This window comes from Acetobacter suratthaniensis, assembly GCF_017377745.1.
GTDB classification, from domain to species: domain Bacteria; phylum Pseudomonadota; class Alphaproteobacteria; order Acetobacterales; family Acetobacteraceae; genus Acetobacter; species Acetobacter suratthaniensis.
The window spans coordinates 99,510-126,115 of sequence record NZ_JAFVMG010000005.1 but is presented as its reverse complement, the minus strand read 5'-3'; the positions used below and the strand labels follow the sequence as shown (position 1 = coordinate 126,115).

Here is a 26,606-nt window from a genome sequence, read left to right as displayed (position 1 = left end):
ATCGCTATCAAACAGACACCCTGAGCACAGGGCTGTTTCGCCATGCCCTGTCAGGACGGCCGCATATCCTCTCCCTCCAGCGGGGAGCGCCCGGCCATGCGTGAGACGATAGTGCGCGTCATAAGCGAAGCCGCCGTGCCTTCTGGCGTGTCCGTGCGGGTGATCATGTAAATGGAATAGCGTGGCAGCAGATCATCCGGCAGCAGCGGCACCAGCCGCCCTGCCGCTACGTCCGGCCGGGCAAAATCAACGGGCAGAAAACCGATCCCTACCCCCAGCAACACCAGACGCCGGGCCTCGCTCAACGTATCGACCTGACCGGATACGGTCTCACCCAGCCCGTAGCGGGCGCGCAGGTCGCGCAGTTCACGCGGCTCGTCACTCCCTGTCAGGATAAAGCTCTCGCCCGTCAGGCGACCGGGTTCAAAACGGGTCTGCCCTTCCAATGCTCCCGGCCCACAGGCAGCCAGCCGGGAGAGCACGGGCGCCCTCTCCGCACAGTAAAGCTGCTGTGTCTCCTGCCCTATGCCCACATAGCGCAGGCTCCTGCGCCGGATGTCGTCGCAGGTAATGCCAATATCCGCATCGCCCCGCTCCACCGCCTCAATGGTCTGCCGCCATGGAGCGATGTCGATATGCAGCGAAACCGCCGGATAGGCGCTGTTAAACTGCATGATGGCCTCATCCACCGCTGGCACCGCCACATCGGGGATCATGCACAGCCGCAGCGTGCCTTCCACCCGCCCGGCAGCGGCGGCGGCATGGAGCGGAATGGCCATGGCGCTGCCCGCCATATCACGGCACAGGGCCAGAACCGCCACCCCCATAGGGGTCAGCACCACGCCCTTGCTGGAACGATCGCAGAGTGTGTAGCCCACATGCGCCTCAAACCGGCGCAGGGCGGCACTCAGGCTGGGTTGCCGCCGCCCGGTGGCACGGGCCGCAGCACCCACGCCGCCATGCTGGGCAATAGCCAGAAAGTCGCGGCACAGGTTCCAGTCCACCTTGCGCACAAAGGCATGCAGGTTCTGATCGGTCCACTCAGGGGCTGTCTCCCTTTTCATGAACCGTCCCCCCGTGCCTGCGTCTATGGCCCCTGCCTTGCGGAGCCTACTCCTTCAAAGCGGATAGCAACCCGCCATCAAGATATTTGGACACAGGCTGGGGCGTTTTGTAAACGCCTTCCCTGACATTGAAAGCATCCGCCAGCCGTGTCGATTCATACAAAGACATAATATCGTGCGAATCCACAAAGCTCCTGCGGTTGTCTGCCAGCGTCATAAGCCGTGTGCCATCGAGCAGCTTTCTGTAGGTCGCCACATCAACGCCCACCCGTGCTGACATGATCCGCAGGGCGTCATCCTGTGTTGCGGGGTCGTTTATGTAGCGCACGACACGTTCCCAGATTCGCATAATATCGAGCCATTGCGCCCGGTGTGCCGCAAGGCTTTCCGGCCCCACGGCAATCACATCGCAGAGCAGGCCGGGGGCTGCACGCGAGGTAAAGACAGGGTGCGCCCCTACCGCAAGCCGGAGTACCTGTCCTGCCGTAGGCTGCCACACACTGACGGCATCCACCCCGCCCGAAGCCAGCACCTGCGGGGCTTCGTTGGTTTTGATATTAACGAGCGTGACATCATTTTCGCTCAGCCCCACACCCTTGAGGGCGTAATCGAGCATGAAATCGTCCACCAGACCTTTTTCCACCGCCACCTTACGGCCCTTGAGGTCTTTAAGGTCATGCACATCGGCCGTGGCAATAATCATGTCATTGCCGTTGGAATAGTCGCTTTGCAGGATGATAGCGCTCTTGCGCCCCGTTGCCCCGATTGTCAGGACATCCCCTGCCGCAGCGGCAATGGCATCAAGCCTGCCCGCCGCGAACGCATCAAGCGACGCGCCGTAATCAAACCACTGGAACGCGACATCAAGCCCAGCCTCGCGAAACCAATTTTTGTCGATCGCCACCTGCCAGGCCACATAGCCGGGGTAGTCGCTATAGCCGATCCGCAGCGGCTCGGCCCGCACCCGCGCGCTGCCCCCCACGCTCAGAAACACCGCAAAAAGCATAAAGGACAGCAAAAACGCGGCAAAAGACGCACACCGCGATGCGGCTCGCATGACATGGTTCATGATGTTTCCTTCCAGAGCTATGCGGCCCCGGCACGAACCGAGGCCTGCGGGTTGCCTCAGTCCTGCAGGGCAGCGCCCCTGCGCCCATGCCGGGCCTCCTGCCCGAAAACCGACAGGCCGACATGACTTTCAGGCAGGCTGATACGGCCTTCAGCCACGCGCTGCTTGAGATAGGTGAAGGTCTGCATGGTCTGGGCGGCCAGATGCTCGCCCGCCACAAGGCTTTGCGCGGGCAGGCCATCGGCCATCGGCACGACAGGCTGCACCCGCACATGATAATCGAGCGAGAAAAACAGCGGGAAGGAATAGCGCTCCTCTGCCACCTTACGTACCCGGTGCGATGTGGCGACAAAGCGCCCGCCGCTTAACAATTCGAGCATATCGCCCGTATTCACCACAAAGGCGTTTTCAACCGGGGGCGCATCCACCCACACACCTTTCTGGTTCATGACCTCCAGCCCCGGCGCTGTGGAGCGCAGCAGGGTAAAGCACTCGTAATCGGTATGCGCGCCAATACCCGCCACGTCATGCGCATCCGGGTCGAACGGGTAATGGATGAGCCGGAGCTGGCTGGGGGGGCGTGTCAGGCTGGATTCGAAGGCATTTTCCTCCAACCCGAGGGCAAGGGCAAAAGCCCCCATAAGCCTGCACCCGATCTGAAAGGCGGCATCGTAATACTGGTTCACGACCTGCCTGAACGTCTCATTATCCGGCCACTGGTTAGGCCCAAGCAAAGGATTGCCCGCAAGGTATTCGGGATCGTTGGCGGGCAGGTCGCGCGACAGATCGTAGGCTTCCTTAAGATCCTTGCTGCCGGCGCTGAACACTTCCTCCCCCTGAGGCACGTAGCCACGATGGTTGGTGGAATTGCCGATATAAACTTTCATTTTCTCGTCCAGAGACTGTGCGAAAAAATGCTTTGTCTGCGCCAGCAGAGCATCGAACAGGGCCGGATCAAGCCCATGCCCTGTTATATGCATGAAGCCTACATCCTGTGCTGCGGTCGCCAGAGCTTTTACCACAGCGGCTTTTTCTTCCGCCGTACCAGAAAGACCCGCGATATCGACAACGGGGATGGAGGTAAAATCCGTGTTCATGAACGCAGTCCTTCTGTTGACCGTCATACCCTGTGCAGATCAGGCGGCGTGGGGAAGTGAGGGACATATGTCCCATAGTTGGGTGCAGGGGCGGCCATCTGCCTCCTGCCCCGGTGTTGCCAGCGCACCATCAGCCATCGCAGACAGATGAAAGGAACACCCCACCCGCCACGGCAGGGTGGAACGCATGATAACGGGCAACCCGTCAGGCCCATGCAGATGCCCAAAGGAAATTTCGCACGCGACCAGCGCACGCGCCGCAGCCAGTGTATCGGCCCGGGCTACGGCTTCGGCCAGTGTCTGGGGCAAAGCAGGCGTTATGGGCAGCTCCGCCATCGCTCCGGGCGTGAAAGAAGCAGCCTGTGCAAACATGAAATACGGCCCCACGCGCAGGGCCATGCCACCGCCCCTGACGCCCCGCTCACGCAGGCGCAACAGCACCCCATCGGGGGCCTGCCAGCCACGCGGCGGCACAATACCTGTGGCGGGCTGGGTGGTCTCGCGGTGCCAGTGTTCCACATAGGGCTGATGCCGCCCTGTCTCCACCAGCATGCCGTCCTTCCAGGCCAGAAACCCGGAATCCGGCGTGGGTTCAGCAGGCTGGTAGTCCAGCTCACGCTCCCACACAAAAGCCGCGCCATCGCTCTGCAGCGTACCGGCAAACCCCTGCTGTTGCGCCAGCGCCTTACAGTTGTCCCATGTCAGATCATTCAGGCAGCGTACGGTGGCAAAACCCGGCAGATCGGCTGGTTGGCGCAGGTCTATATACCCGCCCGCCCCCTGCAGCCAGACAACGCGGGTTGTCGTATCCTGCCGTCCGTCAGGCCATGCAATGAGAGAGCGTGTCCACAACCCCTGCAGATCGGCCAGAGCGGGCGTTGCCTGTTCAGGCGCCAGAGCCACGCTGGGGGCGGGTGCAAAACCTGTCATGTCCCTGACTTTCCATTCGTCCTGTTACAGAACGAACTGTCTCACAGACCATAACGGATACGGAACGTCTAAAAAAGCGATGGAGAGCATAGATATAATCTATGGGCCGCACAGAAAAGCGGCTCACTCAGGGCGTGCCGGTTGCCGCCGGTGATGGTGATGACGATGCCGGTGCCGCGGCTTCGGGGGCCAGCGTGTACAGGCTGATATCGAGCGTGCGCCCGTTAGAGTAATTCATGCCCTGTACCTGCCCATGTGCGCGCAAGCGATTTTTCTGCGCGCCCAGTGCATCAAGCAGCAAAGGCCGATCCCGCGTGGCCAGCAGCACGGCCGCGCAGGCAGGATCAGTCAGCAACCCGCCAGCCGCGCCCACCGGAGAAGACAGGACAACCTGCCCACCAAGCAGAAAAACCAGACTGGGTTCGGAAAAAGACACGGAATAAACCCGCGTAACCGGGCAGGGTTTTTCCTGCTCCACCAAAGCCGCCAGCCGGGGGGCAAGCCAGATGGTGTTCAGGTTGGGTATGACAAACGTAAACAGCTCAACATAAAGTAATCCCGCCGCCACAAGCACGCAAAGCAGCGCCCGCTGTAGTTCCAGCCGCCAGATCAGCACCATCGACAGACCTATCAGCGGCAGGGCACCACCAGCCAGCACCAGCGCCTGCGCCGAAATCTGGTGCTCCAGCCGCCAGAGCAGCACGGGGCCCGCCAGCACCAGCAGACACCCCACCAGACACCACGCAACGCCATAGCCCCCCAGCAGCACCCGGCCCCAGCGACTTTGTGGCCCATTGCGCCATGTCGCCCCACCACGGAACAGCAGCCCCGCAATCAGTATGGCGATGGCAGGATAGGTAGGCAGCACATAATGTGGCAGTTTGGTTGCAATGGCCTCAAACACCAGCCAGTGCGGGATAATCCAGCACAGCAGGTAACGCACGGCCGGTGCGGTGCGCTGCCGCCAGACCTGCGAGGCGACCGCTGCCGCAAAATACGAACCCGGCCAGAATGCCAGCACAAACACCAAAAGATGGTAGCCCGGCGGCAAGCCATGCGCTTCCTGCCCGGACGCAACCTTGCCCAGAAAATTATGCCCCACCGCACGGCGGAAAAATTCACCGTGGCTGACAATACCAATGGCAATGAACCAGGGCATCGCCACGGCTATGGCCACAAGCCAGCCCCAGGCGGGGCGCATCCTGCGCCACAGATCAGCCCGGCGTTCCACCAGCGCCAGCGCCAGTGGCGTGCCTAATGCCGGAACCAGCACCACCGGCCCCTTGAGCATCAGCCCACACCCTATAGCGCCCCAGTACAGCAGGGCCACACGCAGCGCGGTCGGGCGGTCAGCCTCACGATCCTTCAGTGCGCGGGTCAGGGCAAGCTGGGTCAGCAGAATGCTGAGCAACAAACACGAATCAATGGTGGCCATGCGGCCTTCGGCCATAACCAGCACGCTGGCCAGCAGGATCGCCCCCGCCCAGAGCCCCGCCAGTTCACCAAACAACGCTCCGCCAATAACGGCGGTCAGCACCACGGAGGCTGTCATGGCCAGCAGCGACGGAATACGATACGGCCAGACCGCACGCTCCTGAGACTGCCCCGTTAGGGCAGAAGCCAGTGCGGTGGAGGCGGATTCCAGCCAGTAAATTCCTGCGGGCTGAAGATAGCGCGGCGCATCCTGAAAGCGCACATCTATGAAATCATGCGACCGCAGCATTTGTGCGGACGCTTCCATATAACGGGGTTCATCCCGGTCAAACGGTGGAATGGAAGCCCGGCCAAACAGCAGCATGACAAAAGCTGCAAGCCCGAGAAAACTCAGCCTGAGCAAACGCGCGTGTTTTTTCAGCATTCCCGAACCGAGGCAGGCAGGCGCGTACGGTTTCGCAGCCACATGACGCCCAGCAGATCACGCACGCCTACAACCGCACGGTTGAAGTTGGTGTATTTGGAATACCCATGCAGCCGGGGCCGGTGCGAAACCGGATGGCAGACCAGTGGCACACCATAAGAGGCCAGCAGGGCGGGCAAAAATCGATGCAGCCCTTCAAACTGGGGCAGAGCCAAAAAATCAGCCCGCTGGAAAATCTTGATCGGCGCACCCGTATCCGGGCAGTGATCCTGCAACAGACGCTGGCGCAGACCATTGGCAAACCGGGTTGCAAACCGGCGCGACCAGCCATCCTTGCGGCGTGTGCGCACCCCTACAACCAGCGGTGGCCTGCCATTGGCCGTACGGGCCAGCTCAAACAGAGGGGCAAGCTCACGCGGGTCATCCTGCCCATCGCCATCAATCGTGGCGATCCAGACACCCCGTGCGGCCGTAATACCGGTGCGCAGGGCGGCCGATTTACCGCATCGCCGGTCGTGCCGCAGAACACGCAGATTTAACCCGCTTTCCGTACGGATGCGTTGCAGCACCTCCACGGTTGAATCCGTGCTGCCATCATCAACAAACACGATTTCCACGGATGGCAGGGCCGCGCTGGCCTCGGCCAGTTCACGACAGACCTGCGGGAGATTGTCCTGCTCATTCAAAACGGCAATGACGATACTCAGCAGAGGCGGAGTATCGTCATCAGAAACCAGAGATGTCTGTTCTACCTGCGTCATGCTCAGGCAGGCCTTGGGGCGCGCGCTATCAGGCCGCGTGCGCCGCCAGAGCCTTGGGCAGGTTGACCAGAGCCTGATCAACCAGAGCAGAGGCGGAATTGGTATCCAGCGTCTGCGGAATAACATCGTGGGCTGCTTCAACCGCCACATCGATGGCGAGCTGGCGCACTTCCTTAAGGGCGGCGCGTTCGACAGCGGCAATCCGGTCACGCGCCATCTGCTCGTGACGCTTGACGGCGTCTTCCGCATCCTGACGGGCCTTCAGGGCGATATCCTGCGCCTGCTTGCGGGACTGCTCGATCAGGCTGCGAGCTTCTGCCAGAGCGTGTTCACGCTCACGCGTGGCGTCTTCAAGCATCTGCTCGGCTTCACGACGCAGGTCGGCTGCTTCGTCCAGTTCCTTGCGGATACGATCCGCGCGGTTATCCAGAATAGCCGCGAGCGGTGTCCAGATCTTCTTGCCAACGAGCACGAAGAACAGAACAAACGAAACCGCGACCCAGAAACCCGCTTCGTGAAAAATGCCGGACATGACGTATATTCTCCCCGAACCGGATCAGACAGCGCGGCGCGCGGAGGCGCCTTCGACCTTTTGCGCCACAAGCTGGGCATCAGGCGCGAGACCTGTCAGGCGCTGCACGAGAGCCTGTGTGGTATCGAGCGCGATTTCCCTGAGCGCACCCAGCGCACGGGCTTTTTCAGCCGCGATACGCTCTTCGGCGTCCGCGATTTCCTTGTCCAGACGGGAGCTGATGTCCTGCATCTGCTTTTCAGCAGCCTGACGTTCTTCGTCGAGGGCTTTCTGCAGGTTGGCCTGAGCCTCCGCCATGGCATCCTTACGGGCCTGCTGGAGTTCGGCCACAGCCCTGTCCGCATCGTGCTTGGCGGCGCGAGCAATTTCGAGATCACCCGAAATGCGGTGCGCGCGGTCTTCCAGCACACGGGACACACGCGGCAACATGGCGCGTGAAAGGACAAGATAGAATACAAGAAAGATCACCGCCCCCCACATGACCTGACCGGTCACGAGAGGGTTGGCGAAATCAAGCTGAGGCATTCCCGAGGCGTATGCACCAGGTGCGGTGGCGGCCAGCAGGGAAACACCGCAAGCCGACATAAGCAGTCCAGCGCGAACTGTCTTTGTCATCATACGCACGGAAATGTCTCCTCCCTAAGTACTGATCTATCTCAGACGAAGAGGATCAGGAATGCGATCAGCAGCGCGAACAGAGCGATAGCTTCCGTCAGCGCGAAGCCGAGCATGCCCAGGCCGAACACATGCGGGCGCGAAGCGGGGTTGCGCGCGATGCTGCTGACCAGCGTTGAAAAGATGTTGCCGAGGCCGATACCAACGCCGGCGAGGGCGATCACGGCGATACCTGCACCGATTTCCCGGGCTGCAGCGATGTCCATATCAGTCACTTCCTTGTTGCAAGACAGTTTGAAAAGAAACGGGCAAAGCAGCTCCTCAGTGAGCCACGGCCTCCCGCAGGTAGATGCACGTCAGAATGGCAAACACATAGGCCTGCAACACACCGACAAGCAACTCAAGAGCCATGAGCGCCACGTTAATGGCGATAGGCCCAATCGCGAACACGTCACCCACCACGCCAAAGCTGGCGAGCATGATAACGAAGCTTGCGAAAATATCGAACATGACATGCCCCGCCACCATATTGGCGAACAGTCGGATGGACAGGCTCACCGGACGGGACAGAAAGGACAGGATTTCGATCGGAATCAGCAGCGGCGCAAGGAACGGGCTGGCACCATCGGGCATGAAGTGCGCGAAGAAACGCAGCCCCTGCGACTTGAGCGACACCACCACGCTCAGCACGAACACCATCAGCGCCAGTGCAAACGTAACCGCAATATGGCTGGTGAAGGTGAAGGAGAAAGGCAGAAGCCCGATGTAGTTACCCGCCAGAATGAAGAAGAACAGCGTAAACACGAAGGGGAAGAACGCTGCCCCTTCGGCGCCGATCGTATCAACCGCCATGGTGTGGATAAACTCGTAGCACACTTCCGCCGCCGCCTGCAGGCGACCGGGAACCACAGCAGCAGGCTTCATGCCCAGATACAGGAATGCCAGAACCAGACAGACCGCCACCACCATGTAAATCGGAGACTGGCTCAGACGCAGTGCTTCGCCCAGACTCCCGAGAATGGGATGAAGCTCAAACTGCTCAAGTACGTTGATGCTGGAACCGCCCGCCACAACCGCTCTCCCAAACCCGGCCCCGAATCCCCCGCGCCCACGCGCATGGCTGATACCGGGCCTTCAGCTTCCTATGTTCTGTCCATCGGCCTGACAAGCCGCCAGACATTGAGTACGCCTGCACCACCGCCAAGCAGGGCGAAGATGACAAGAAAAACCGCACGCGTTCCAAGCCAGTGATCCAGCCCCCACCCGATCGCAACCCCCACGACAAGCGCCGAGAGCATTTCGGTGCCAGCCCGCAGGGCTAGCGAGGACAGGGCCTTGTCTGCCCCTTCAAGGGCAACCTGATCCGCTGTTTTTTCCTCCACCACCAAGCCGTTGCGGCGTTCTGCCGCATTCAGCCGACTGGAAAAGGAATCGTCTTTTTTCCCATTCATTCTCCGCACCTCCCAAGGGGTGCAGGCGCTTGCTAACGGGGCGGGCATATCCTGTCAAGAAAGCATGACAGACCAGAACACCAAAATATTGCCTTATCCCCGACTACGCCGCATTCCGCGTCATTTCCGCCACGGGCGCACCATGCGCCGCAGCCGCTTATTCCGCCGTGTTTTCCGCCGCAGCAGGCAGCACGCCCACCAGACCACGCGCGTAATCTGCCGCCTCGAACGGGCGCAGATCCTCCGCCTGCTCGCCCACACCCACGGCATGCACCGGCAGGCCGAACGTATCGGCCAGCGCCACAACAATGCCGCCACGGGCCGAGCCGTCGAGCTTGGTCACCACAAGACCGGTCACATTCACAAGTTCGCGAAACACCCGCACCTGCTCCACCGCGTTCTGCCCTGTGGTGGCATCGAGCACCAGCAGCACGGAATGGGGGGCCGTTTCATCGAACTTACGCATGACGCGGATAATCTTGGCCAACTCTTCCATCAGCGCGCTTTTGTTGTGCAGCCGCCCCGCCGTATCCACAAACAACAGGTCCGCCCCTTCCGTTGTGGCGCGTTGCAGCCCCTCGAACGCCAGCCCTGCGGCATCGGCTCCCGGCGGCCCGGCCATGACAGGACAGCCCGTGCGCTGGCCCCAGACCTGCAACTGCTCCACCGCCGCAGCACGGAACGTATCGCCCGCAACCAGCATGACCTTGCGGCCCTGATCGGTAAAGAAACGCGCCATTTTGCCGATGGTTGTGGTTTTACCCACACCGTTCACCCCGACAACCAGCACCACATGCGGGCGGTGGGCAGGGTCAGGCTCGAACGGTTTGGCCACGGGTTCGAGAATCCGGGCTATTTCATCCGCCAGCGTGGTGCGGATTTCCTCATCCGTCACTTCCGCGCCAAAACGGCTGGCACGGAAGGACTCAATCACCCGCTCCGCCACCGCCGGGCCAAGATCCGCCGTAATCAGCAGCTCTTCCAGCTCTTCCAGCGCCGCGTCATCCAGCTTGCGGCGCGTAAACAGGCCGCTTAGCCCGCCGCCCAGCTTCTGGGTGGAGCGCGAAAGCCCCTGTTTGAGACGAGAGAAAAAACCAAGCGCCATCTCAGATCCTTTCGGCCACCAGCCCCACGCCGTCCACCGCCACGGGCATGAGGGTCACAATCTCTCCCACGCTGGCCTCACCTTGGGCCAACCGCACAGGCGCGAACTGTTCGCTATGCCCTGTGGTGGGGGTTTCCATCAGCACGCGCAGAGGCTGCCCCAGCAGCCCGGCATGGTAGCGGGCCGCAGCCTGCGCTCCCACATCGCGCAGGATAGCAGCGCGGGCGCGGCGCTCAGGCACCGGCACAGCCCGCATACGGGCCGCAGGCGTGCCCGGCCGCTCGCTATAGGGAAATACATGCAGGTAGGGCAGCGCCTGCTCAGCCAGAAACTGCCGCGTTTCTTCAAACAGGGTCTCGTCCTCGGTCGGGAAACCCGCGATCACGTCCGCCCCGATCCCGATATCGGGCCGCAGGCGGCGCGCACGGGCTACAACCGCCGCTGCATCCTGCGCCAGATGGCGGCGCTTCATACGCTTGAGAATCATATCCGACCCGGCCTGTAGCGACAGATGCAGATACGGCATGAAACGCGGCTCCAGTTCCAGAAGCTGCCAGACGTCCTCGTCAATCTCCACCGGGTCAACCGAGGACAGGCGCAGGCGCTCAAGCTCGGGCACCAGCCGCAGCACCCGGCGGCAAAGCTGCCCCAGAGCGGGCCGCCCCGGCAGGTCAGCCCCCCATGAGGTCATGTCCACGCCGGTCAGCACCACCTCGCGGTAGCCCGAGCGCACGAGAGCGCGCACCTGCTCCACCACCGCCCCCACCGGCACCGAGCGCGATGGCCCACGCCCGAAGGGAATGATGCAGAACGTGCAGCGATGGTCGCACCCCTGCTGCACCTGCACGAAAGCGCGCGTGCGCCCGGCAAATTCCGTTACCAGATGCGCCGCTGTCTCGCGCGCGGCCATAATGTCGGACACCGCGCGCGGCTCCGCCATGGCGGCGGGCGACCAGCTTTCCGCCTTGAGTTTTTCCTCGTTCCCCAGAACGCGGGTCACGCCCGGCAGAGCCGCCCAGCGATCAGGATCGATCTGGGCCGCGCAGCCGGTTACGACAATACGCGCCTCGGGGTTACGACGGTGCGCACGCCGGATGGCCTGACGTGCCTGCCGCTCGGCCTCGCCCGTAACCGCGCAGGTATTGACGATAATCACATCGTTCCCGCCATCCGCCGTCTCGCCCAGCCCTTGGGCATGGGTACGCATGACTTCGCTTTCCCATGTATTCAGGCGGCAGCCGAAGGTCAGGATTTCCGGCCCGGCGGCGGCGTTCTCGGCCACAGGCCCGGCACCCTCGACCGGGTTTTCAGCGGGTGCCGAATCGGGAATCTGGGTCATGACGCGTAAGCGGCCAGATCGACCACCCCTTCAAAACTGGCCGTGGCCGTGCCGGTCATTAGCACATGGTTGTTGGCGGCCCATTCTATGCGCAGCACGCCGCCATCAAGCTCCACTGTGCACAGGCGCGCGCCAAGCCCGCGCCGGGCGGCATTGACCACCGCCGCACAGGCACCCGAGCCACAGGCCTCGGTTACACCCGCGCCCCGCTCATGCACTTTCAGGCGCATGCGGTCAGGAGCGAGCATGATGGCCAGCCCGATATTGGCCCGCTCGGGAAAAAGCGGATCATGCTCTAGGGCGGCACCCTGATCGAGCAGGCTGAAATCCTCGACAAAAAAGGTCGCATGCGGGTTGCCCATGGACAGGGCCGCCGGTGCGCCCGGCAGGGGCAGGCTGAGCGTATCCACAGCCTTTGCCAGCGGCACGGCCTGCCAGTCCAGACGGGGTTCGCCCATATCCACCGTCACCAGCCCTGTAGCCGTATCCACCGTGGCGGGCAGCAGGCCCGCGCGGGTCTGGAGCACGGGGGCTGCCAGCCCCTGCTGGCGGTGCAGCAGATCCGCCACACAGCGTGAGGCATTGCCGCAGGCACCGGCCTCTGAACCATCGGGGTTGAAAAAGCGCACGAACACATCCGCCCCCGGCAGGGTGGGCGGAGCCAGTGTTACAAGCTGGTCGCACCCGATGCCGCGCCTGCGATGCGCCAGCGCCGCCACGCGGGCGGGAGTCAGCGGCAGGGGGGCGGGGCGCTCATCGAGAATGACAAAGTCATTCCCGAGCCCGTGCATTTTATGGAAGGCTGTCAGCATGGGCGCAGATATAAGCGAATTTGCACGCCAGCACCATGCCCGCGTGCAGGGCGTTACGCGAAAGGCTCAGGCAAAGCGGCCCGGCTCACCCCGCTCAAGCACCTCGATCCGGTAGCCATCGGGGTCTGTCAGGAAAAAGAACACCCCCACCACGCGCGGGTTTTCGCCGCCGCCATGTGTCATGGTCTTGACCGGTGTCACCGGGTGGCCAGCCGCACTCAGGCGCTCATGTTCGGCTCGTGCATCAGCCACGCTGACCGCCAGATGCCCATAAGCCGTACCCAGATCATATGGCTCGGTACGGTCGTGATTGATGGTCAGTTCCAGCTCGAAGGGGCCGCCCTCGCCCGCCATGTACACCAGCGTGAAGCTGTCAAAGACCAGTTTTTCGACCACATGCAGGCCTAATGTTTCTCTATAAAAACGAACTGACCGTTCTTCTTCCAGAACACGCAGCATGCTGTGGATGAGCCGTGCCATGATTGATATCCTTCCCCCGTAAGCGAAATATTAAACCTTTTCGTGTCCTTAAAGCATAACCCCAAGTGCTGAAATTATTTTTTAAGGAGCTTTCCCTTTACGAGCCGCCCGCGAAAATGGTTCAAACTCACTATTAAGTTCCGCCACCCCAATACTTGAAACACCGAGCGAATGCGCCCTTTAAGTCCTCAGTCGCCCTCCATGACCCTGTTTGTGAAAATCGGCCTGTTCGCAGGGACGGTTCTGGCAACAGCGCCCGCGCTGAGCGCCCTGCCCGGCCTGACGGGGCAAGCCCATGCGGCTGATCTGGACGCGCTGGAAGAACAGATCGCCAATATTCAGGCGCAGCAGCGCGCACTCCAAAAGGCGCTGGTTTCGGTGCAGCAGCAGATTGCAGCCCACCGCGCGGCTACCGGCGGCACAAGCCATGCCGCCCATGCCGCAAGCGGCGCGGCAGCACACCACGCCGCCCTACAGGGTATTTCAGGTGTTGCGGATACCTCCGACGGGATCGGGCTGGCCGCACCGGAACCGGCTGTCAGCCACCACCGCTACGCATCCGGCCCGGATGCGCAGCCCGTCTTCTCCGGTGCGCGTGATGTGCCTGAGGTCGAATCCGTTATCGGCCACAGGGCGGAAGACGTTGTCTCGCGTCTGGCGGAAAACAACGTTGGCCCCCACTCGCGTGAAACAGCGGGCGCGCAGGCCGCTGGCGCTCTGGGCGACCACGGCGTGTTCCATATGGGGCCTGTCACCCTTATTCTCGGTGGCTTTCTGGATGCGGCGGCGGTGGAAGAAAACCGCCACACCGCAACCGGCACCTTCAACTTCTGGCAGGATATCCCCTTCCAGAACCAGTCGCGCTACCACACGAATAATTTCGAAGGCAGCGCGCGCTACAGCCGCATTTCGCTCATGGCTCGTGGCAATGTGGACGCCCATTCCACCATTTCGGGCTTTTTCGAAATGGATTTTGGCGCGGGCGCTTCCACCACCGATGCGTATGAGAGCAATAGCTACGCGCTGCGTATGCGCCAGGCCTATCTGGCCTATGATAACAGCGAATATAATTTCCACTTTCTGGCCGGTCAGGCGTGGAGCATGCTCACACCCGGTCGTGTCGGCATTACGCCACGCCAGGAAAGCCTGCCCGAAACCATTGAATCCTCCATGCTGGCGGGCCAGACATGGGCGCGGCAGTTGCAGTTCCGTTTCGTCAAGGACTTCCTCAGCCACCGGCTGTGGGCGGGTCTTTCGATCGAAAACTCCGCAACCCTGTACAACACCAGCAGCTTTGACGGCACGGGCTGCGTAACCAATCAGGGCAGCGGTCAGGTCTGCATGCCGGGCGGGCAGACCGTGACAGTGGGTTACAACGGCACGGGCCTGACCAACCCGGCCCTGTTCTCGAACGAAATCGCGCCCGACATCATCGGCAAGCTCGCATGGGACCCGCACTGGGGCCATTACGAAGTGGAGGGCATCCTGCACTTCCCGCATGATCGCGTTTCCACGCCGGGCGGCGGCCATAACAACACCGCCGTTGCCGGGGGCGGCGGTGGCTCCATGATCCTGCCCGTCATTCCCCACAAGCTGGAAGTGCGCCTGAACGGTCTTGCTGGCTACGGTATTGGCCGCTACGGCTCGGTTCTGCTGCCGGATGCAACACTTAACGCCAATGGTGCGCCCTCTCCGCTGCTGTCGGTGCAGGCCACAGGCGGCATTGTAGCGCACCCCACGCCACGGCTCGATGTATATGGTTTCTTTGGCTACCAGTCCTCTGGCCGCAGCTATTTCAGCAGCGGCGGCAAAAACTACGGCTACGGCAACCCCAACTACAATACCTTTGGCTGTAGTGTTGAACTGTCCACCGACTGCACGGCCAACATCCACAGCGTGATGGAAGCCACCGCAGGGGCGTGGTACCGCTTCTTCAAAGGCAAATACGGCACCGTACAGGGCGGCCTTCAGCTTGCCTACTCGCGTGTAAATGCCTGGAGCGGCAATGGCGGCGCACCCAACACAAGCCTGAGCGAAGTGTTCATGGATTTCCGCTACCTGCCTTTCCAATAAGACTTTATTGCCGCCCGTGTTCGCCCGCTTACCCCCCGCGGGCCTTGCACGGGCGCAACACAGGCTTCACTGAAAAAGCATGAAGAGAGACAAGATGCTGGTCTTTCAAGGCCAGAGGCTATAATGGCCTTGTTCTTCTGCTGTTGCCTGGACTTAACGAATGCCCTTTCAGAACGCTCCCGCCCCACTAGCACGTGCCCTGTCGGCGCGCGGGTTTGAAGCCCCCACCCCCGTGCAGGCCGCCGTTGTGGCCCCGGAGGCGCTGGGGCGTGACCTGCTCGTGTCGGCCCGCACCGGCTCGGGCAAGACGGTAGCGTTCGGCCTGGCGCTGGCGGATACCCTGCTGGCCGGGGCAGAGCGCTGCCCCCCCGCCCCCACGCCGCTCGCGCTGGTGATTGCCCCCACGCGTGAACTGGCCCTGCAGGTCAAGAACGAACTGGAATGGCTGTACGCCGAAACCGGTGCGCGTATCGTCTCTTGCGTAGGGGGCATGGAACCCCGGCGCGAGGCCAGCGCACTGGCCCGGGGCTGCCACATTGTGGTGGGGACACCTGGCCGCCTGTGCGACCATCTGCGCCGTGGCAACCTTGATCTGAGCGAACTGCGCGCCGTCGTGCTGGACGAAGCCGACGAAATGCTTGATCTGGGCTTTCGCGAAGAGCTGGAAACCCTGCTCGATGCCGCGCCAAAAACTCGCCGCACGCTGCTGTTTTCCGCCACCATCGCACGCGAAATCGTAGCTCTTGCCCGCCGCTACCAGAACGATGCCCTGCGTCTGGACACGATGGGCGGCAACGCACCCCATAGCGACATCACCTACCGCGCCGTGCTGGCCAACCAGCCCGATATGGCGGCGGCAGTGGTGAACGTGCTGCGCCTTGAAGAAGCCCGCACGGCCATCGTGTTCTGCCACACGCGTGAAGCGGTGCGCCAGTTGCAGGCGATTCTGACCGAGCGCGGCTTTTCCTCCGTGGCCATTTCGGGCGATCTGGGCCAGAACGAACGCAGCCGCGCCATTGAAAGCCTGCGCCACGGTCAGGCCCGCGTCTGCGTGGCAACCGACGTGGCCGCCCGTGGTATCGACATTCCCGAACTCGGGCTTGTTATCCATGCCAGCCTGCCGTCCAGCCCGGCCACCCTGCTGCACCGCTCGGGCCGCACGGGCCGTGCGGGCCGCAAAGGCACCTGTGTGCTGCTGGTGCCGCCCGCACGCAAGCGCATGGCCGAACGCCTGCTGCAAGCCGCGAAAGTGGAAGCAGACTGGGCCGGGGTGCCTGATCGCGCCGCCATTAATCAGGCCGATGCCGAGCGCCTGCTGAACGCGCCGTTCCTCAATACCACCCCCAAAGACCAGACCCCGGACGATGAAGCCGCCGTGACGGACGAGGCCGCAACGCCCGCACCCCGCCACGACCCGTCTCTGCCGCTGGTTGATCGTCTGGTCGCCACCCACGCGCCGGAGCAACTGGCGCAAGCGCTGGTCGGACTGTGGCAGAAAAGCCTGCCCGAACCCATGCCTGTGCGGGTGATTACGCCCGATACCCCCCGCACCCGCCCGGCCCGCGACGATGCCGGGTTTGAGCGCGGCGAGCGCACCCCGCGCGAGCGTGGCCCCGCCATGCAGGGAAGCTGGTTCCGCCTGTCTGTTGGCCGGGCTGACCGGGCCGACCCCAAGTGGCTGGTGCCGATGCTGTGCAAGCTGGGCGGTATCCGCAAGCAGGATATTGGTGCGATCCGCATCGCAGGCGATCATACGCTGGTGGAAATCGCACAGGACAAGGCTGAGCGCTTTGCAAGCTGCGCCTCCGCTACCGACCCGGATGAAATCAGCATCGAACCCGCACGTGCCCCCGCTGGCGGCGGTGGATCGCATGGTGGTGGTGGCGGTCGTGGCGGCGCAGGTGGCCGTCCCCCGCGCGGCCCCAACCGTGGTTTCGAACGCAAGCGTGAAGAAGCCCCATGGGGCAACGCCGAACGCGGCGGCGCCGAGGGAGGTGAGCGCAAGCCCTCAAAGCCCCGCGCCGCTGGCAAGCCTTCAAAAGGCCCGTCCTCACGCAAGCGCAAGTCTCCCTGATTTTACTCACGGCCCGCAGGACACTCTCCTGCGGGCCGTTTTCTGACAAACAGGCGCCCACCCATGGCCAGTGACGGCGCCAGTGGAGGAAAGAGCCTGTCATGACCCACCCTGCCCCCGCAAAAACGCTCCGCCATACCGCTGCGCCACAGGCACGGCACCGGGTATGGGCGTGCCTGCCACGGCCTGCCCGCATGCGCCCTGTGGTGGCTGCGGCCCTGCTGCTATGCGGCACGGCCTTGCAGGCCAGCGGGGCATTGGGCGGGCTGACAGGCCAAGCCTGGGCAGGGCCTTCCCCTGCGGCCCTACCAGCCGCACCAGCCACCCCGGCCGTTAGTGTAAAACCACATGACAGCACCGAAAAAAGCGATGCGGACAATTTTACCAATGCCGCAGCCCTGCTGCCTGCCGACTCCACCACCCGCCATACCGGCCAGTTCGATGGCCACAAGATTGCCTATACCGCCCATGCAGGCACACTGACCCTGCGCGACGATAGCGGCAAACCCACTGCGCGGGTGTTCTACACCGCTTATACGCAGGATGACGCCGCCCCGGATCATCGCCCGGTGGCCTATTTTTTCAATGGCGGGCCGGGTGCGGCCACGGCCTATCTGCATCTGGGTGCCGCCGGGCCGGATATTCTGGCTTTCCCGGCGGGCAACCCGGCCGATGGCGCCAGCGCCAAGCTGCAACCCAACCCCGATAGCTGGCTTGCCGCAGCCGATCTCGTCTTTATCGACGCGCCGGGCACCGGCTGGTCCACCCCAACAGACCCCGCCCATGCAGCGGAAACCTTCTATGGCGTCAAAAAAGATGCCAGCGCTTTTGCCAAGGCCATCCAGCTCTGGGCCAGCAGCAACGGACGCCTTGAAGCCCCGCGCTACCTCGTAGGGGAAAGTTATGGCGGGATCCGCGCCATTGAAGTGGCGGATGCGCTGGCGCAGGAGCAGAATTTTCTGGTGAACGGGATTATCATGATCTCGCCCGCACTGGACATGACCCTGCTGGACACCGCCAACGACACGCTGGCACAGACTTTTGTGCTGCCCTCGCTTGAGATGGCCAGCCTGTCGCTTCAGCATAAACTGACGCCCGAAAACACGGCCTCGCACCTCGAAAACGCCTATGCCTATGCCCTAGGCCCTTATGCCAGCACGCTGATTGCAGCCCCCCCGCAGGGCGAGGCCCGCTCGGATTTTTACGACAGCGTTACCGCCCATACCGGCCTGCCGCATGACGTGGTGGAGCGTGAACGTGGCCGAATCCAGCCCGAAGCGCATGACGTGCGTAGCCGCGATGGACGGCTGTACTCACTTTATGACGCGACCCTGTCTATTGCCGACCCGTTCCCCGAAGGTGTGGATAACGGCGCCAGCCCCGACCCCGCACTGGATGGCTTTACCCGCGCCTATGGCAGCGCCATGGAGCATTACGCGGCCACAACGCTCAACTTCCGCACCCCGCTCAGCTACGACCTGCTGAACCTGAAGGTAAATGCCGCATGGGATTACCGTGACGGGCAGGAGCCGCTGGTGCGCCCCATCCCTACCCTGCGCCGCCTGCTGGCACTTAACCCAACGCTGCGGGTGTTTATTGCCAACGGCTATTACGATCTGGTGTGCCCGTATGCCTCATCCCGCTGGGTGGCTGAGCAGATGCCTGTAGGCCGCAACCGGATTGGCCTGCATACCTATGCGGGTGGGCACATGCTCTATACCCGCGCGGACAGCCGCACCGCTCTCTCGCGCGATGTTAGGGCTTTCCTGACCCCCTGAAACCACACGCCCCACCGGCGCGCACCAGTGCCGCCGGTGAGGAGCTTGGGCATAAGCCCGCAGGCAAGCCCATGCTCCGAACAACAAAAAAGGCGGATGGGCCATTGGCCATCCGCCTTTTTTGATCTCTGCGAAAACGATCTGCTTCTGGCAGCCGTTCCACGGGGCCATACGGCCCCGCCAGACTCAGCGCTTGCTGAACTGGAAGGAACGACGAGCCTTGGCGCGACCGTATTTCTTACGTTCAACCTGACGCGAATCGCGGGTCAGGAAGCCAGCAGCCTTAAGGATGCTGCGCAGTTCGGGTTCGTAGTTGGTCAGCGCGCGGCTGATACCGTGACGAACCGCACCAGCCTGACCGGACAGACCACCACCGGTAACCGTGCAGACCACGTCAAACTGGTTGTAGCGGTCGGACACGAGGAAGGGCTGGGTCAGCAGCATGCGCAGCACGGGGCGCGCGAAATACTGCACAACCGGACGACCGTTAACCGTGATCTCGCCTTTGCCGGGCTTGATCCACACGCGGGCAACCGCGTCCTTACGGCGACCCGTAGCATAAGAGCGGCCCTGGGCATCGCGCTTGACTTCGTAAACCGGCCCACCGGAAACCGCCACCGGAGCTACGGTCTTCAGATCGGCCAGCGTGCCTGTACGTTCCTGAGTTTCAGACATAAGACTCAGCCTTTCTGAGCGTTAACGACGTTCTTGCGGTTCAGCGCCGCAACATCCAGAACCTGCGGAGTCTGGCCACCATGCGGGTGCTCGGTGCCGGCATAGACATGCAGGCTGCGCATCTGCTGGCGCTGGAGCGGCCCGCGGGTAATCATGCGCTCGACAGCCTTTTCGACCAGATGGCCGGGGTGCTTGCCCGTCAGGCGCTGGCGCACGGTGCGGGTCTTGATGCCGCCCGGATAGCCGGTGTGGTAGTGGAACAGCTTCTGCTCAGCCTTGCGGCCGCTCAGGGCAACCTTTTCCGCGTTGATGACGACAACGTGGTCGCCGCAATCAACATGCGGGGTGAACTGGGGCTTGTGCTTGCCGCGCAGGCGCTGTGCGATGATGACGGCAAGACGACCCAGAGCGAGGCCTTCGGCATCGATCAGGATCCAGTTCTTCGTCACCTCCGCGGGCTTCAGCGAGAGGGTGGTCTTCATGGGACTGATTCCATATTTGGACAGTTACGCAATTTGGTGGTGCCTTATGGGAGCGGCGCGGGGTGCGCGTCAAGTATTTTTGCGTCAGGCGCGTTATTTTCAGGCATTTTTTACAAGGTAACATGTTACCGTGCGCCGACTTGCCCCCTGCCCCCATCAGGGCTAGAACTTGCCGCCTGAGCTAGAACTGTCAGGACGTTCCCACGTGAAGAAACATCTTCTTCTTATGGCTGGCGGCGCCGCCATACTGGGCAGCGTGGGCTGGTTTGCCACACGGCATGCCGAACACGTCATGCTGGAAACCAGCATAGACCATTTCAGGCAGGCACTCGGGCCGGATGCCAGTTTTACCTTTGCCACGGCAAAGCCCGGTATCCTTGGCCGCAGCGTCAACTTTACAAACCTGACCCTGCGGCAAGGGCCGGAAACCATCACCGCTGACAGGGCCGAACTCGAACGCCCCGGCCAGAGCGACGGCGACATAACCCAGATCGGGCGGCTGTCCTTTCATGGCTTTCAACTGACCGACCCGGCCATCAGCCTACAGATGGACCAGCTCGATATTGAAGACCTGACCCTGCCCATCCATGCCGATGCACCGGGCGATACGGCACAGACACTGGGTATCGGCCATGCCCATGCCGTGCGCCTGCGCGCCTTTGTCAGCCCCGTGCAGACAGACCTTGCGGCATCGGATGCGACACTGGATAATTTTGGCGATGGTCTGGCCTCCCGCCTGGAAACGCGTGACCTCGCACTCAATACCGATTCGCCCCCCGATGCCGGGCCGGGCGGTGGCCAGCGCCACCTGCACGCACAGGCTGTAAGCGTGGACGGCATGGATCTGTCCGGCTTTTATACCAGCCTCGCAACCGGAGCCCCCTACCTGCCCCGCCCCGGTGGGCATGACATCAACATCACCAATCTGGACATTGCCACCACAGCCCCCCTGATGCGCGCAGGCCGGGTTCTGGCCCATACCAACCGCACCGACAGCACGGAACAGGATGTTATCAGCATCCGCGGGCTGGAACTCTGGCCCGATGCCCCCAATCTGGGCTGGCTGCCGACACTGGGCTATTCGCATTTTGCCGGTGGGTTGGTACTGAACGAAACCCGCGACCTGCAAACCAATACCCTGCATGTTGAAGAACTGGCGCTGGATGCCCCCGATATGGGCCGCCTGCACATGAACGGCACATTCGCACGCGCCGGTTCCGCCCCGCTGCTCTCTGCCCCCCGCCCGGATATGCCGGTTATCGCGCTGGATCTGACCTATCTCGATCACGGTATGGTACCCCGCGCCCTTCAGGCCATCGGGCAGGCACGCGGCATGAGCCCCGCCATGCTGCTGAACACGCTGGCCACCCAGCAGCCCGGCACGCCTGAAGGCCGCGCCATTGTCGGGTTTCTGGCGCATCCGGGTGTAAAACCGCTCCATCTTGTCCTGCAACCACCCCAGCCGCAGCCACTCGTGGCCGTGCTGGCCGGGCTTGCGACACTGGGCGCCATACCGCAGGTCAACCAGCAACTGGGCCTGCACGTCAAAACGCCCTGACGGCGCAGCAAAAACGTCACTTTACAGAGAACGAACCCCCCGCCCACAGTGCCCGCGCAGACCGTCCGGCCTGCCCGGCGCTGGCCAGACAAGACAGGTCAGCCCCTATCCCTTCTGGCACAGGGCACCCCCGCAGGGTTGTCCTGACCTTTCGCGCGTATTGCCCGAAAAGGATTTTTCATGCGGTTCGTCCATACTTTTGACCTTCACAGCTTTGGCGACAGTGCAGCCAGCCTGCTCTCGGCTTTTGTTTTTGGCGTGCTGATCGGAGCGGAACGCCAGTACCGCCAGCGCACGGCGGGTATCCGCACCAATGCTCTGGTGGCGCTGGGTGGGGCCGCCTTTGTGGATCTGGCGCAAAGGCTGGCGGGGGATGTCGAATCCCTGCGGGTGATTGCCTATGTGGTCTCGGGAATCGGCTTTCTGGGGGCCGGGGCCATTATCAAGGAAGGCGTGAGTGTGCGGGGCATGAACACGGCGGCCACGCTGTGGTGCTCGGCTGCTGTCGGGGCATGCTGCGGCAGCGATATGCTGGCCGAAGGCACGCTGCTGACCTTTTTTGTGATTGCAGGCAACACAATGCTGCGCCCGCTGGTACGCGCCGTAGACAGCCTGCCTGTCAGGAGCGAGGCGATCGAAGCCACCTATGCGCTTGATCTCGAAATCCGTTCCGATGCCACGGGCGAAGCTCTGGCCGATGCCGAGGATGCCCTGTCCGATTCTGGTTATACGATCCGCCGCATGACGGTGCTGAAAACCTCTGACAGCACAACCCGCGTCAGCTTTGCGCTCCTGCCGGGCGAACACGACCCAGACACACTGCACAGGATCGCCAGCATTCTCGCCGCAAAATCCGCGATCCTGTCAGTAAGCTGGTATCTCAACGGCGAGAACTGAAAGCCCCCGTATCTCTCGCGCCGCACAATCAATAAACAGAACGGGGCGCGCCATGACAGCGCGCCCCGTTCTGGTTGGGCTACCGGATTGTGCTCCGGGTTTCAGCCCGGAATGGCCTTGGCGGCGTCGCCCCCGCGCGGACGTTCCGCAGGCAGCATGTCACCGGTTACGGCGTAGTAAATCCGCTCGGCAATATTGGTGGCGTGATCGCCGATCCGCTCCAGATTCTTGGCCATGAACAGCAGATGGATACACGGCCCGATATTGCGGGGGTCTTCCATCATGTATGTTACCAGTTCACGGAACATGGAGGTGTAGATTTCATCCACCTCGGTATCCGCGTTCCAGACTTCCTTCGCACGGGTGGCGTCGTTTTCCACCATGGCTTCCACCGCTTTATGCAGGTTTTCCTGTACAAGACGGCCCATAGCCCGCAGAGCGGAAAAAGACAGTGCCCCTTCAAGCTGCTCGACCTTGAGCGCACGGCGGGCGATGGACGAGGCGTAATCGCCAATACGCTCCAGATCGCCGCTCATTTTCAGCACGGCCACGATCTGGCGCAGGTCAACCGCCATAGGGGCGCGCAGGGCAAGAATACGGATGGCAAGCTGCTCGGCTTCACGCTCAAGCTGGTCCACCTCGGCATCAAGCCGCGGGGGTTCGCGGGCGGCTTCCTCGTTCTGGTCCACGACAGCGGCAATGGCCTGTGCGGTCTGCCGTTCAACCAGCCCACCCATGCGCGCCACAATGCCGCGCAGGCTTTCAAGCTCTTGGTCGTAACGGGTTACTGTATGCGTAGGTTCGTTCACCATGATGCGGTATCCTGATCAAGACCGAGGCAGAAAATCAGCCAAAACGGCCGGTAATGTAATCCTGCGTCTGCTTTTCACGCGGGGCGGTGAACATGCGCGGCGTGCTGTCCACTTCCACCAGACGGCCCATATAGAAAAAGGCCACCTGATCCGCGCAGCGCGCTGCCTGCTGCATGTTATGCGTCACAATAGCGATGGTGAACTCACCTTTAAGCTCATCGAGCAGCTCCTCGATACGCGCGGTGGACACCGGATCGAGCGCACTGGTCGGCTCATCAAGCAGAATGACTTCAGGCCGCACGGCAATAGTACGTGCAATGCACAGACGCTGCTGCTGGCCACCGGACAGGGCGGTGGCAGAGCTGTTCAGTCGGTCCTGCACTTCGGGCCACAAGGCCACGCGGCGCAGGGAGTCCTCTACCCGGCCATCCATTTCCGAACGCGAGACGCGCTCATGCAGGCGGATACCAAAGGCAATGTTGTCGTAAATCGACATGGGAAAGGGTGTGGGTTTCTGGAACACCATCCCCACGCGTGAGCGCAGCACGTTCAGGTTTACACCCGGCGCGAGAATATTCTGGTTATCGAACAGCACCTCGCCCGTGGCGCGCTGACCGGGATACAGGTCGTACATCCGGTTGAGCACACGCAGCAGCGTGGATTTGCCACAGCCCGAAGGCCCGATCATGCCCGTAACGCTCCGCTCGGGAAAGCGGATGGAAATATCGTGCAGCGCGTGGGACGTGCCATAATAGAAGTTCAGTCCGCGCACTTCCATCGCGGCAGGACGCGCCAGATGCTCGTCCTGCTCGGTCAGGGGCGTGGCCGAAGCCTGCACAGGGCTGACAGTGCCACCAAAGCGGGCCTCTGCCTGCGTGCTCTCCTGAGAACCGTTGGGGGAAGCCTGCGTGCCCCCCGTGGCCTGGACGCCTGTATTCATGTCCGTCCTCCGCGGGTTCCGACCCGCACAACAATATTGATAATCAGAACCCCGAAAGTCACCAGCAACGCGCCGCTCCAGGCCTGCTGCATCCAGTCCTGATAGGCCGAGCCAGCGTACTGGTAGATCGCAACCGGCAAGCTGGCCATGGGCCGCGACATGTCCAAAGACCATTCGGAGTTGCCAAGAGAGGTAAACAGCAGGGGTGCGGTTTCACCCGCCACACGCGCCACCGCCAGCAGAACCCCGGTCATGACCCCGGCACGCACGGCGCGCAGGCAGATGAACAGGATAACCCGCCATTTGGGCGCACCCAGCGCAATGCCCGCCTCACGCATGGAAACCGGCACAAGGCGCAGCATGTCCTCGGTCGTACGCACCACGATAGGCATGGCCAGAATGGCCAGCGCCACACCACCCGAGAAACCCGAGAAATGCCCGAACGGCGCCACCATGATCATATAGATGAACAGGCCGATCAGGATTGATGGCGCAGACAGCAGCATGTCCGAAACAAAGCGCACCATGCGCGCCAGCTTGCTGTTGGCACCGTATTCCGCAAGGAAAATGCCCGTCAGCAGGCCTGCGGGCGCACCCAGCAGCACACCCAGACCGGTTTGCAGGATATCGCCCACAATCGCGTTGGCCAGACCACCATCCTGACCGGGAGGGGCCATGGAGCGGGTGAACAGATGCACGCTCAGGCCCGGCAGGCCATTACGCAGCAGCGTCCACAAAATGGAGGCGAGCATCCACACCACAACGGCCATGGCCACCCAGCCAAACCCTGTGGCCAGCCTGTCGGATAACTGGCGGCGCACCAGCAGCGAGCGCGAGCGATCCGCCCGCATGAGAGAAGGAGAGGTGGTGCTCATGCCCGGCGTCCCGTGTTTTCGCCCCGTGACAGCAGCCAGCGGGAGAACCAGAGGGTTACGAAGGAAATCGCCATCAGAATAGCCCCGAGCGCCAGCAGCGAGGCCAGCTTGAGGCTACCTGCGGGGCTTTCGGGAAATTCGAGCGCAATCAGCGAGGCAATGGTATTGGCGGGCGCGAAAAGCGACCAGCCGATATGGTTGCTGTCCCCAATCACGAAGGTGACGGCCATGGTCTCACCCATGGCGCGGCCCATGCCCAGCACGATACCGCCTACCAGCCCCTCGCGCGACCAGGGCAGCACCACGTTACGCATGACCTCCCAGCGGGTGGCCCCAAGCCCGTAGCCGCTCTCACGCAGCACGGCGGGCATGGAGGCAAACACATCGCGCATGACGGCGGTGATGGAAGGCGTGATCATGACGGCAAGGATAAAGCCCGCCGTCAGCAGCCCGGTGCCGAACGGCGCACCCGCCACCAGCACCGACAGCACCGGCACATGGCCGAATGTGTGGTGCAGGAAGGGCTGTACGTAATGGGCGATAACCGGCACCACCACAAAAAAGCCCCACATACCGAAAATGATCGAGGGCACCGCCGCGAGGAGCTGCACCGCCATGCCAATGACCGAAGCCACCGTGGGCGGGGCCAGCGCCGTCAGCCAGAACGCCGTGCCAAAGGCCAGCGGCACCGCCAGCAACAGCGCCAGCGCACTGCTGACAACCGTGCCAAAAACAGGGGCCGCCGCCCCGAAATGCTGTGTAACCGGGTTCCAGGCATCAGAAATCAGAAACCCCGGCCCGAAAGTGGCAAAAGCATGCCACCCACCGTTGACCATGACGGCAATGATAGCCCCCAGCACGACCAGAACAGCCATGCCGGTTATGGTCACAAGCAGGCGGAACGCAGGGTCTGCCGTACGGCGCCCACTCCGTGCGGCGCCAGCCTGATCCGGGCTGGCAGGCGCGTTTTGCCTTGCAGGTATATCCATGTTCACTCCGTTCCGAGCATTCTGTCGGACTTGAGTCCGAGCAATACTGAACGCCCTGCGCTCCTGCAACCGGCAGAAGCCGCCGCCATGACGCAAACCGCCGCTTATCATAAAACTGTAGCATGCGGGCCAAACGCCCCAGCGGGCCGTTCGGATGCCGGGCTTATGGGCCGCACGCGGTTAATGAATGCCCGGCGTTACCCCCGCGCCACACCACGCCACCCTTGCTGTGTTACACTGGCCTGACAGCCGCACACATATGGCGTATGGTGCCGCGCGCGGTGCCACACCGCCTTGATCCACGCCCCTTCATCCCAGCATGGAACCAGAACAGAGAGAC

General features: G+C 62.5%; 26 protein-coding genes. 5 read left to right on the top strand and 21 right to left on the bottom strand.

From position 1 onward, the window contains the following. Window positions 1-50: 50 nt before the first annotated feature. The 15 genes from J2D75_RS07070 to J2D75_RS07000 all read right to left on the bottom strand — a co-directional run bounded on the left by J2D75_RS07070 (window position 51) and on the right by J2D75_RS07000 (window position 13,113). Window positions 51-1,064: a LysR family transcriptional regulator gene (locus J2D75_RS07070; RefSeq protein ID WP_207854069.1), complete on the bottom strand. Its 1,014-nt coding sequence runs from the start codon at window positions 1,062-1,064 to the stop codon at window positions 51-53. Between the two features lie 46 nt (window positions 1,065-1,110). Next, entirely contained in the window at window positions 1,111-2,133 is a 1,023-nt protein-coding gene (locus J2D75_RS07065) for an ABC transporter substrate-binding protein (protein WP_243428572.1), read from the bottom strand. 56 nt (window positions 2,134-2,189) lie between these two features. Beyond that, a complete protein-coding gene (locus J2D75_RS07060) occupies window positions 2,190-3,230 on the bottom strand; it encodes an isopenicillin N synthase family dioxygenase (protein WP_207854068.1) in 1,041 nt (346 codons plus the stop codon). Window positions 3,231-3,269: 39 nt separating this feature from the next. After that, a complete protein-coding gene (locus tag J2D75_RS07055; protein WP_207854067.1) occupies window positions 3,270-4,160 on the bottom strand; it encodes a hypothetical protein in 891 nt (296 codons plus the stop codon). A gap of 127 nt (window positions 4,161-4,287) precedes the next feature. Next, window positions 4,288-6,018: an ArnT family glycosyltransferase gene (locus J2D75_RS07050; protein WP_207854066.1), complete on the bottom strand. Its 1,731-nt coding sequence runs from the start codon at window positions 6,016-6,018 to the stop codon at window positions 4,288-4,290. Then, window positions 6,012-6,779, bottom strand: coding sequence for a glycosyltransferase family 2 protein (locus J2D75_RS07045; RefSeq protein WP_207854065.1), 768 nt, complete (start codon window positions 6,777-6,779; stop codon window positions 6,012-6,014). The genes J2D75_RS07050 and J2D75_RS07045 overlap by 7 nt, the downstream gene beginning before the upstream one ends. A 28-nt stretch (window positions 6,780-6,807) precedes the next feature. Further along, a complete protein-coding gene (gene atpF, locus J2D75_RS07040) occupies window positions 6,808-7,302 on the bottom strand; it encodes a F0F1 ATP synthase subunit B (RefSeq protein ID WP_207854100.1) in 495 nt (164 codons plus the stop codon). A 33-nt stretch (window positions 7,303-7,335) separates the two neighbouring features. After that, the gene (locus J2D75_RS07035; RefSeq protein ID WP_207854099.1) at window positions 7,336-7,929 is read right to left on the bottom strand and encodes a F0F1 ATP synthase subunit B family protein; all 594 of its coding nucleotides are present in this window, start codon (window positions 7,927-7,929) and stop codon (window positions 7,336-7,338) included. Window positions 7,930-7,967: 38 nt separating this feature from the next. Beyond that, complete coding sequence (locus J2D75_RS07030; protein WP_003624142.1) at window positions 7,968-8,192, bottom strand: ATP synthase subunit C family protein; 225 nt, start codon at window positions 8,190-8,192, stop codon at window positions 7,968-7,970. Window positions 8,193-8,247: 55 nt separating this feature from the next. Then, entirely contained in the window at window positions 8,248-8,997 is a 750-nt protein-coding gene (locus tag J2D75_RS07025; protein WP_207854064.1) for a F0F1 ATP synthase subunit A, read from the bottom strand. Window positions 8,998-9,068: 71 nt separating this feature from the next. Further along, complete coding sequence (locus J2D75_RS07020; RefSeq protein WP_207854063.1) at window positions 9,069-9,377, bottom strand: AtpZ/AtpI family protein; 309 nt, start codon at window positions 9,375-9,377, stop codon at window positions 9,069-9,071. A 157-nt stretch (window positions 9,378-9,534) separates the two neighbouring features. After that, window positions 9,535-10,482, bottom strand: a complete 948-nt coding sequence (ftsY, locus tag J2D75_RS07015) for a signal recognition particle-docking protein FtsY (protein WP_207854062.1) — start codon at window positions 10,480-10,482, stop codon at window positions 9,535-9,537. Between the two features lies 1 nt (window position 10,483). After that, window positions 10,484-11,821 (bottom strand): tRNA (N(6)-L-threonylcarbamoyladenosine(37)-C(2))-methylthiotransferase MtaB, encoded by a 1,338-nt coding sequence (mtaB, locus tag J2D75_RS07010; RefSeq protein ID WP_207854061.1) that lies wholly within the window; start codon window positions 11,819-11,821, stop codon window positions 10,484-10,486. After that, entirely contained in the window at window positions 11,818-12,633 is an 816-nt protein-coding gene (dapF, locus tag J2D75_RS07005) for a diaminopimelate epimerase (protein WP_207854060.1), read from the bottom strand. Before dapF ends, mtaB begins: the two co-directional genes overlap by 4 nt. A 66-nt stretch (window positions 12,634-12,699) precedes the next feature. Beyond that, on the bottom strand, window positions 12,700-13,113 hold the full coding sequence (locus J2D75_RS07000) for a VOC family protein (protein WP_207854059.1): 414 nt from the start codon (window positions 13,111-13,113) through the stop codon (window positions 12,700-12,702). 201 nt (window positions 13,114-13,314) lie between these two features. On the opposite strand from J2D75_RS07000, the gene J2D75_RS06995 reads away from it, so the two are divergent. The 3 genes from J2D75_RS06995 (at window position 13,315) to J2D75_RS06985 (ending at window position 19,038) form a co-directional block, all read left to right on the top strand. Beyond that, window positions 13,315-15,186, top strand: a complete 1,872-nt coding sequence (locus tag J2D75_RS06995; protein ID WP_243428570.1) for a hypothetical protein — start codon at window positions 13,315-13,317, stop codon at window positions 15,184-15,186. Between the two features lie 160 nt (window positions 15,187-15,346). Further along, window positions 15,347-17,260, top strand: coding sequence for a DEAD/DEAH box helicase (locus J2D75_RS06990; RefSeq protein ID WP_207854058.1), 1,914 nt, complete (start codon window positions 15,347-15,349; stop codon window positions 17,258-17,260). A 194-nt stretch (window positions 17,261-17,454) separates the two neighbouring features. Beyond that, entirely contained in the window at window positions 17,455-19,038 is a 1,584-nt protein-coding gene (locus J2D75_RS06985; RefSeq protein ID WP_207854098.1) for a S10 family peptidase, read from the top strand. Window positions 19,039-19,224: 186 nt separating this feature from the next. On the opposite strand, the gene rpsI is transcribed toward J2D75_RS06985, so the two are convergent. Further along, a complete protein-coding gene (gene rpsI / locus J2D75_RS06980; protein ID WP_207854057.1) occupies window positions 19,225-19,713 on the bottom strand; it encodes a 30S ribosomal protein S9 in 489 nt (162 codons plus the stop codon). 5 nt (window positions 19,714-19,718) lie between these two features. Continuing rightward, window positions 19,719-20,195, bottom strand: a complete 477-nt coding sequence (rplM, locus tag J2D75_RS06975; protein WP_207854056.1) for a 50S ribosomal protein L13 — start codon at window positions 20,193-20,195, stop codon at window positions 19,719-19,721. A gap of 205 nt (window positions 20,196-20,400) precedes the next feature. Between rplM and J2D75_RS06970 the strand changes: the two genes are divergently transcribed. Beyond that, entirely contained in the window at window positions 20,401-21,753 is a 1,353-nt protein-coding gene (locus J2D75_RS06970) for a hypothetical protein (RefSeq protein ID WP_207854055.1), read from the top strand. A 180-nt stretch (window positions 21,754-21,933) separates the two neighbouring features. Beyond that, window positions 21,934-22,650, top strand: a complete 717-nt coding sequence (locus J2D75_RS06965) for an MgtC/SapB family protein (RefSeq protein ID WP_207854054.1) — start codon at window positions 21,934-21,936, stop codon at window positions 22,648-22,650. A 101-nt stretch (window positions 22,651-22,751) separates the two neighbouring features. On the opposite strand, the gene phoU is transcribed toward J2D75_RS06965, so the two are convergent. The 4 genes from phoU to pstC all read right to left on the bottom strand — a co-directional run bounded on the left by phoU (window position 22,752) and on the right by pstC (window position 26,266). Then, complete coding sequence (phoU, locus tag J2D75_RS06960; protein ID WP_207854053.1) at window positions 22,752-23,462, bottom strand: phosphate signaling complex protein PhoU; 711 nt, start codon at window positions 23,460-23,462, stop codon at window positions 22,752-22,754. 34 nt (window positions 23,463-23,496) lie between these two features. Beyond that, a complete protein-coding gene (pstB, locus tag J2D75_RS06955; RefSeq protein WP_243428580.1) occupies window positions 23,497-24,240 on the bottom strand; it encodes a phosphate ABC transporter ATP-binding protein PstB in 744 nt (247 codons plus the stop codon). Window positions 24,241-24,398: 158 nt separating this feature from the next. After that, window positions 24,399-25,277, bottom strand: coding sequence for a phosphate ABC transporter permease PstA (gene pstA, locus J2D75_RS06950; protein WP_207854052.1), 879 nt, complete (start codon window positions 25,275-25,277; stop codon window positions 24,399-24,401). Further along, entirely contained in the window at window positions 25,274-26,266 is a 993-nt protein-coding gene (gene pstC, locus J2D75_RS06945) for a phosphate ABC transporter permease subunit PstC (protein ID WP_207854051.1), read from the bottom strand. Before pstC ends, pstA begins: the two co-directional genes overlap by 4 nt. Window positions 26,267-26,606: the final 340 nt, after the last annotated feature.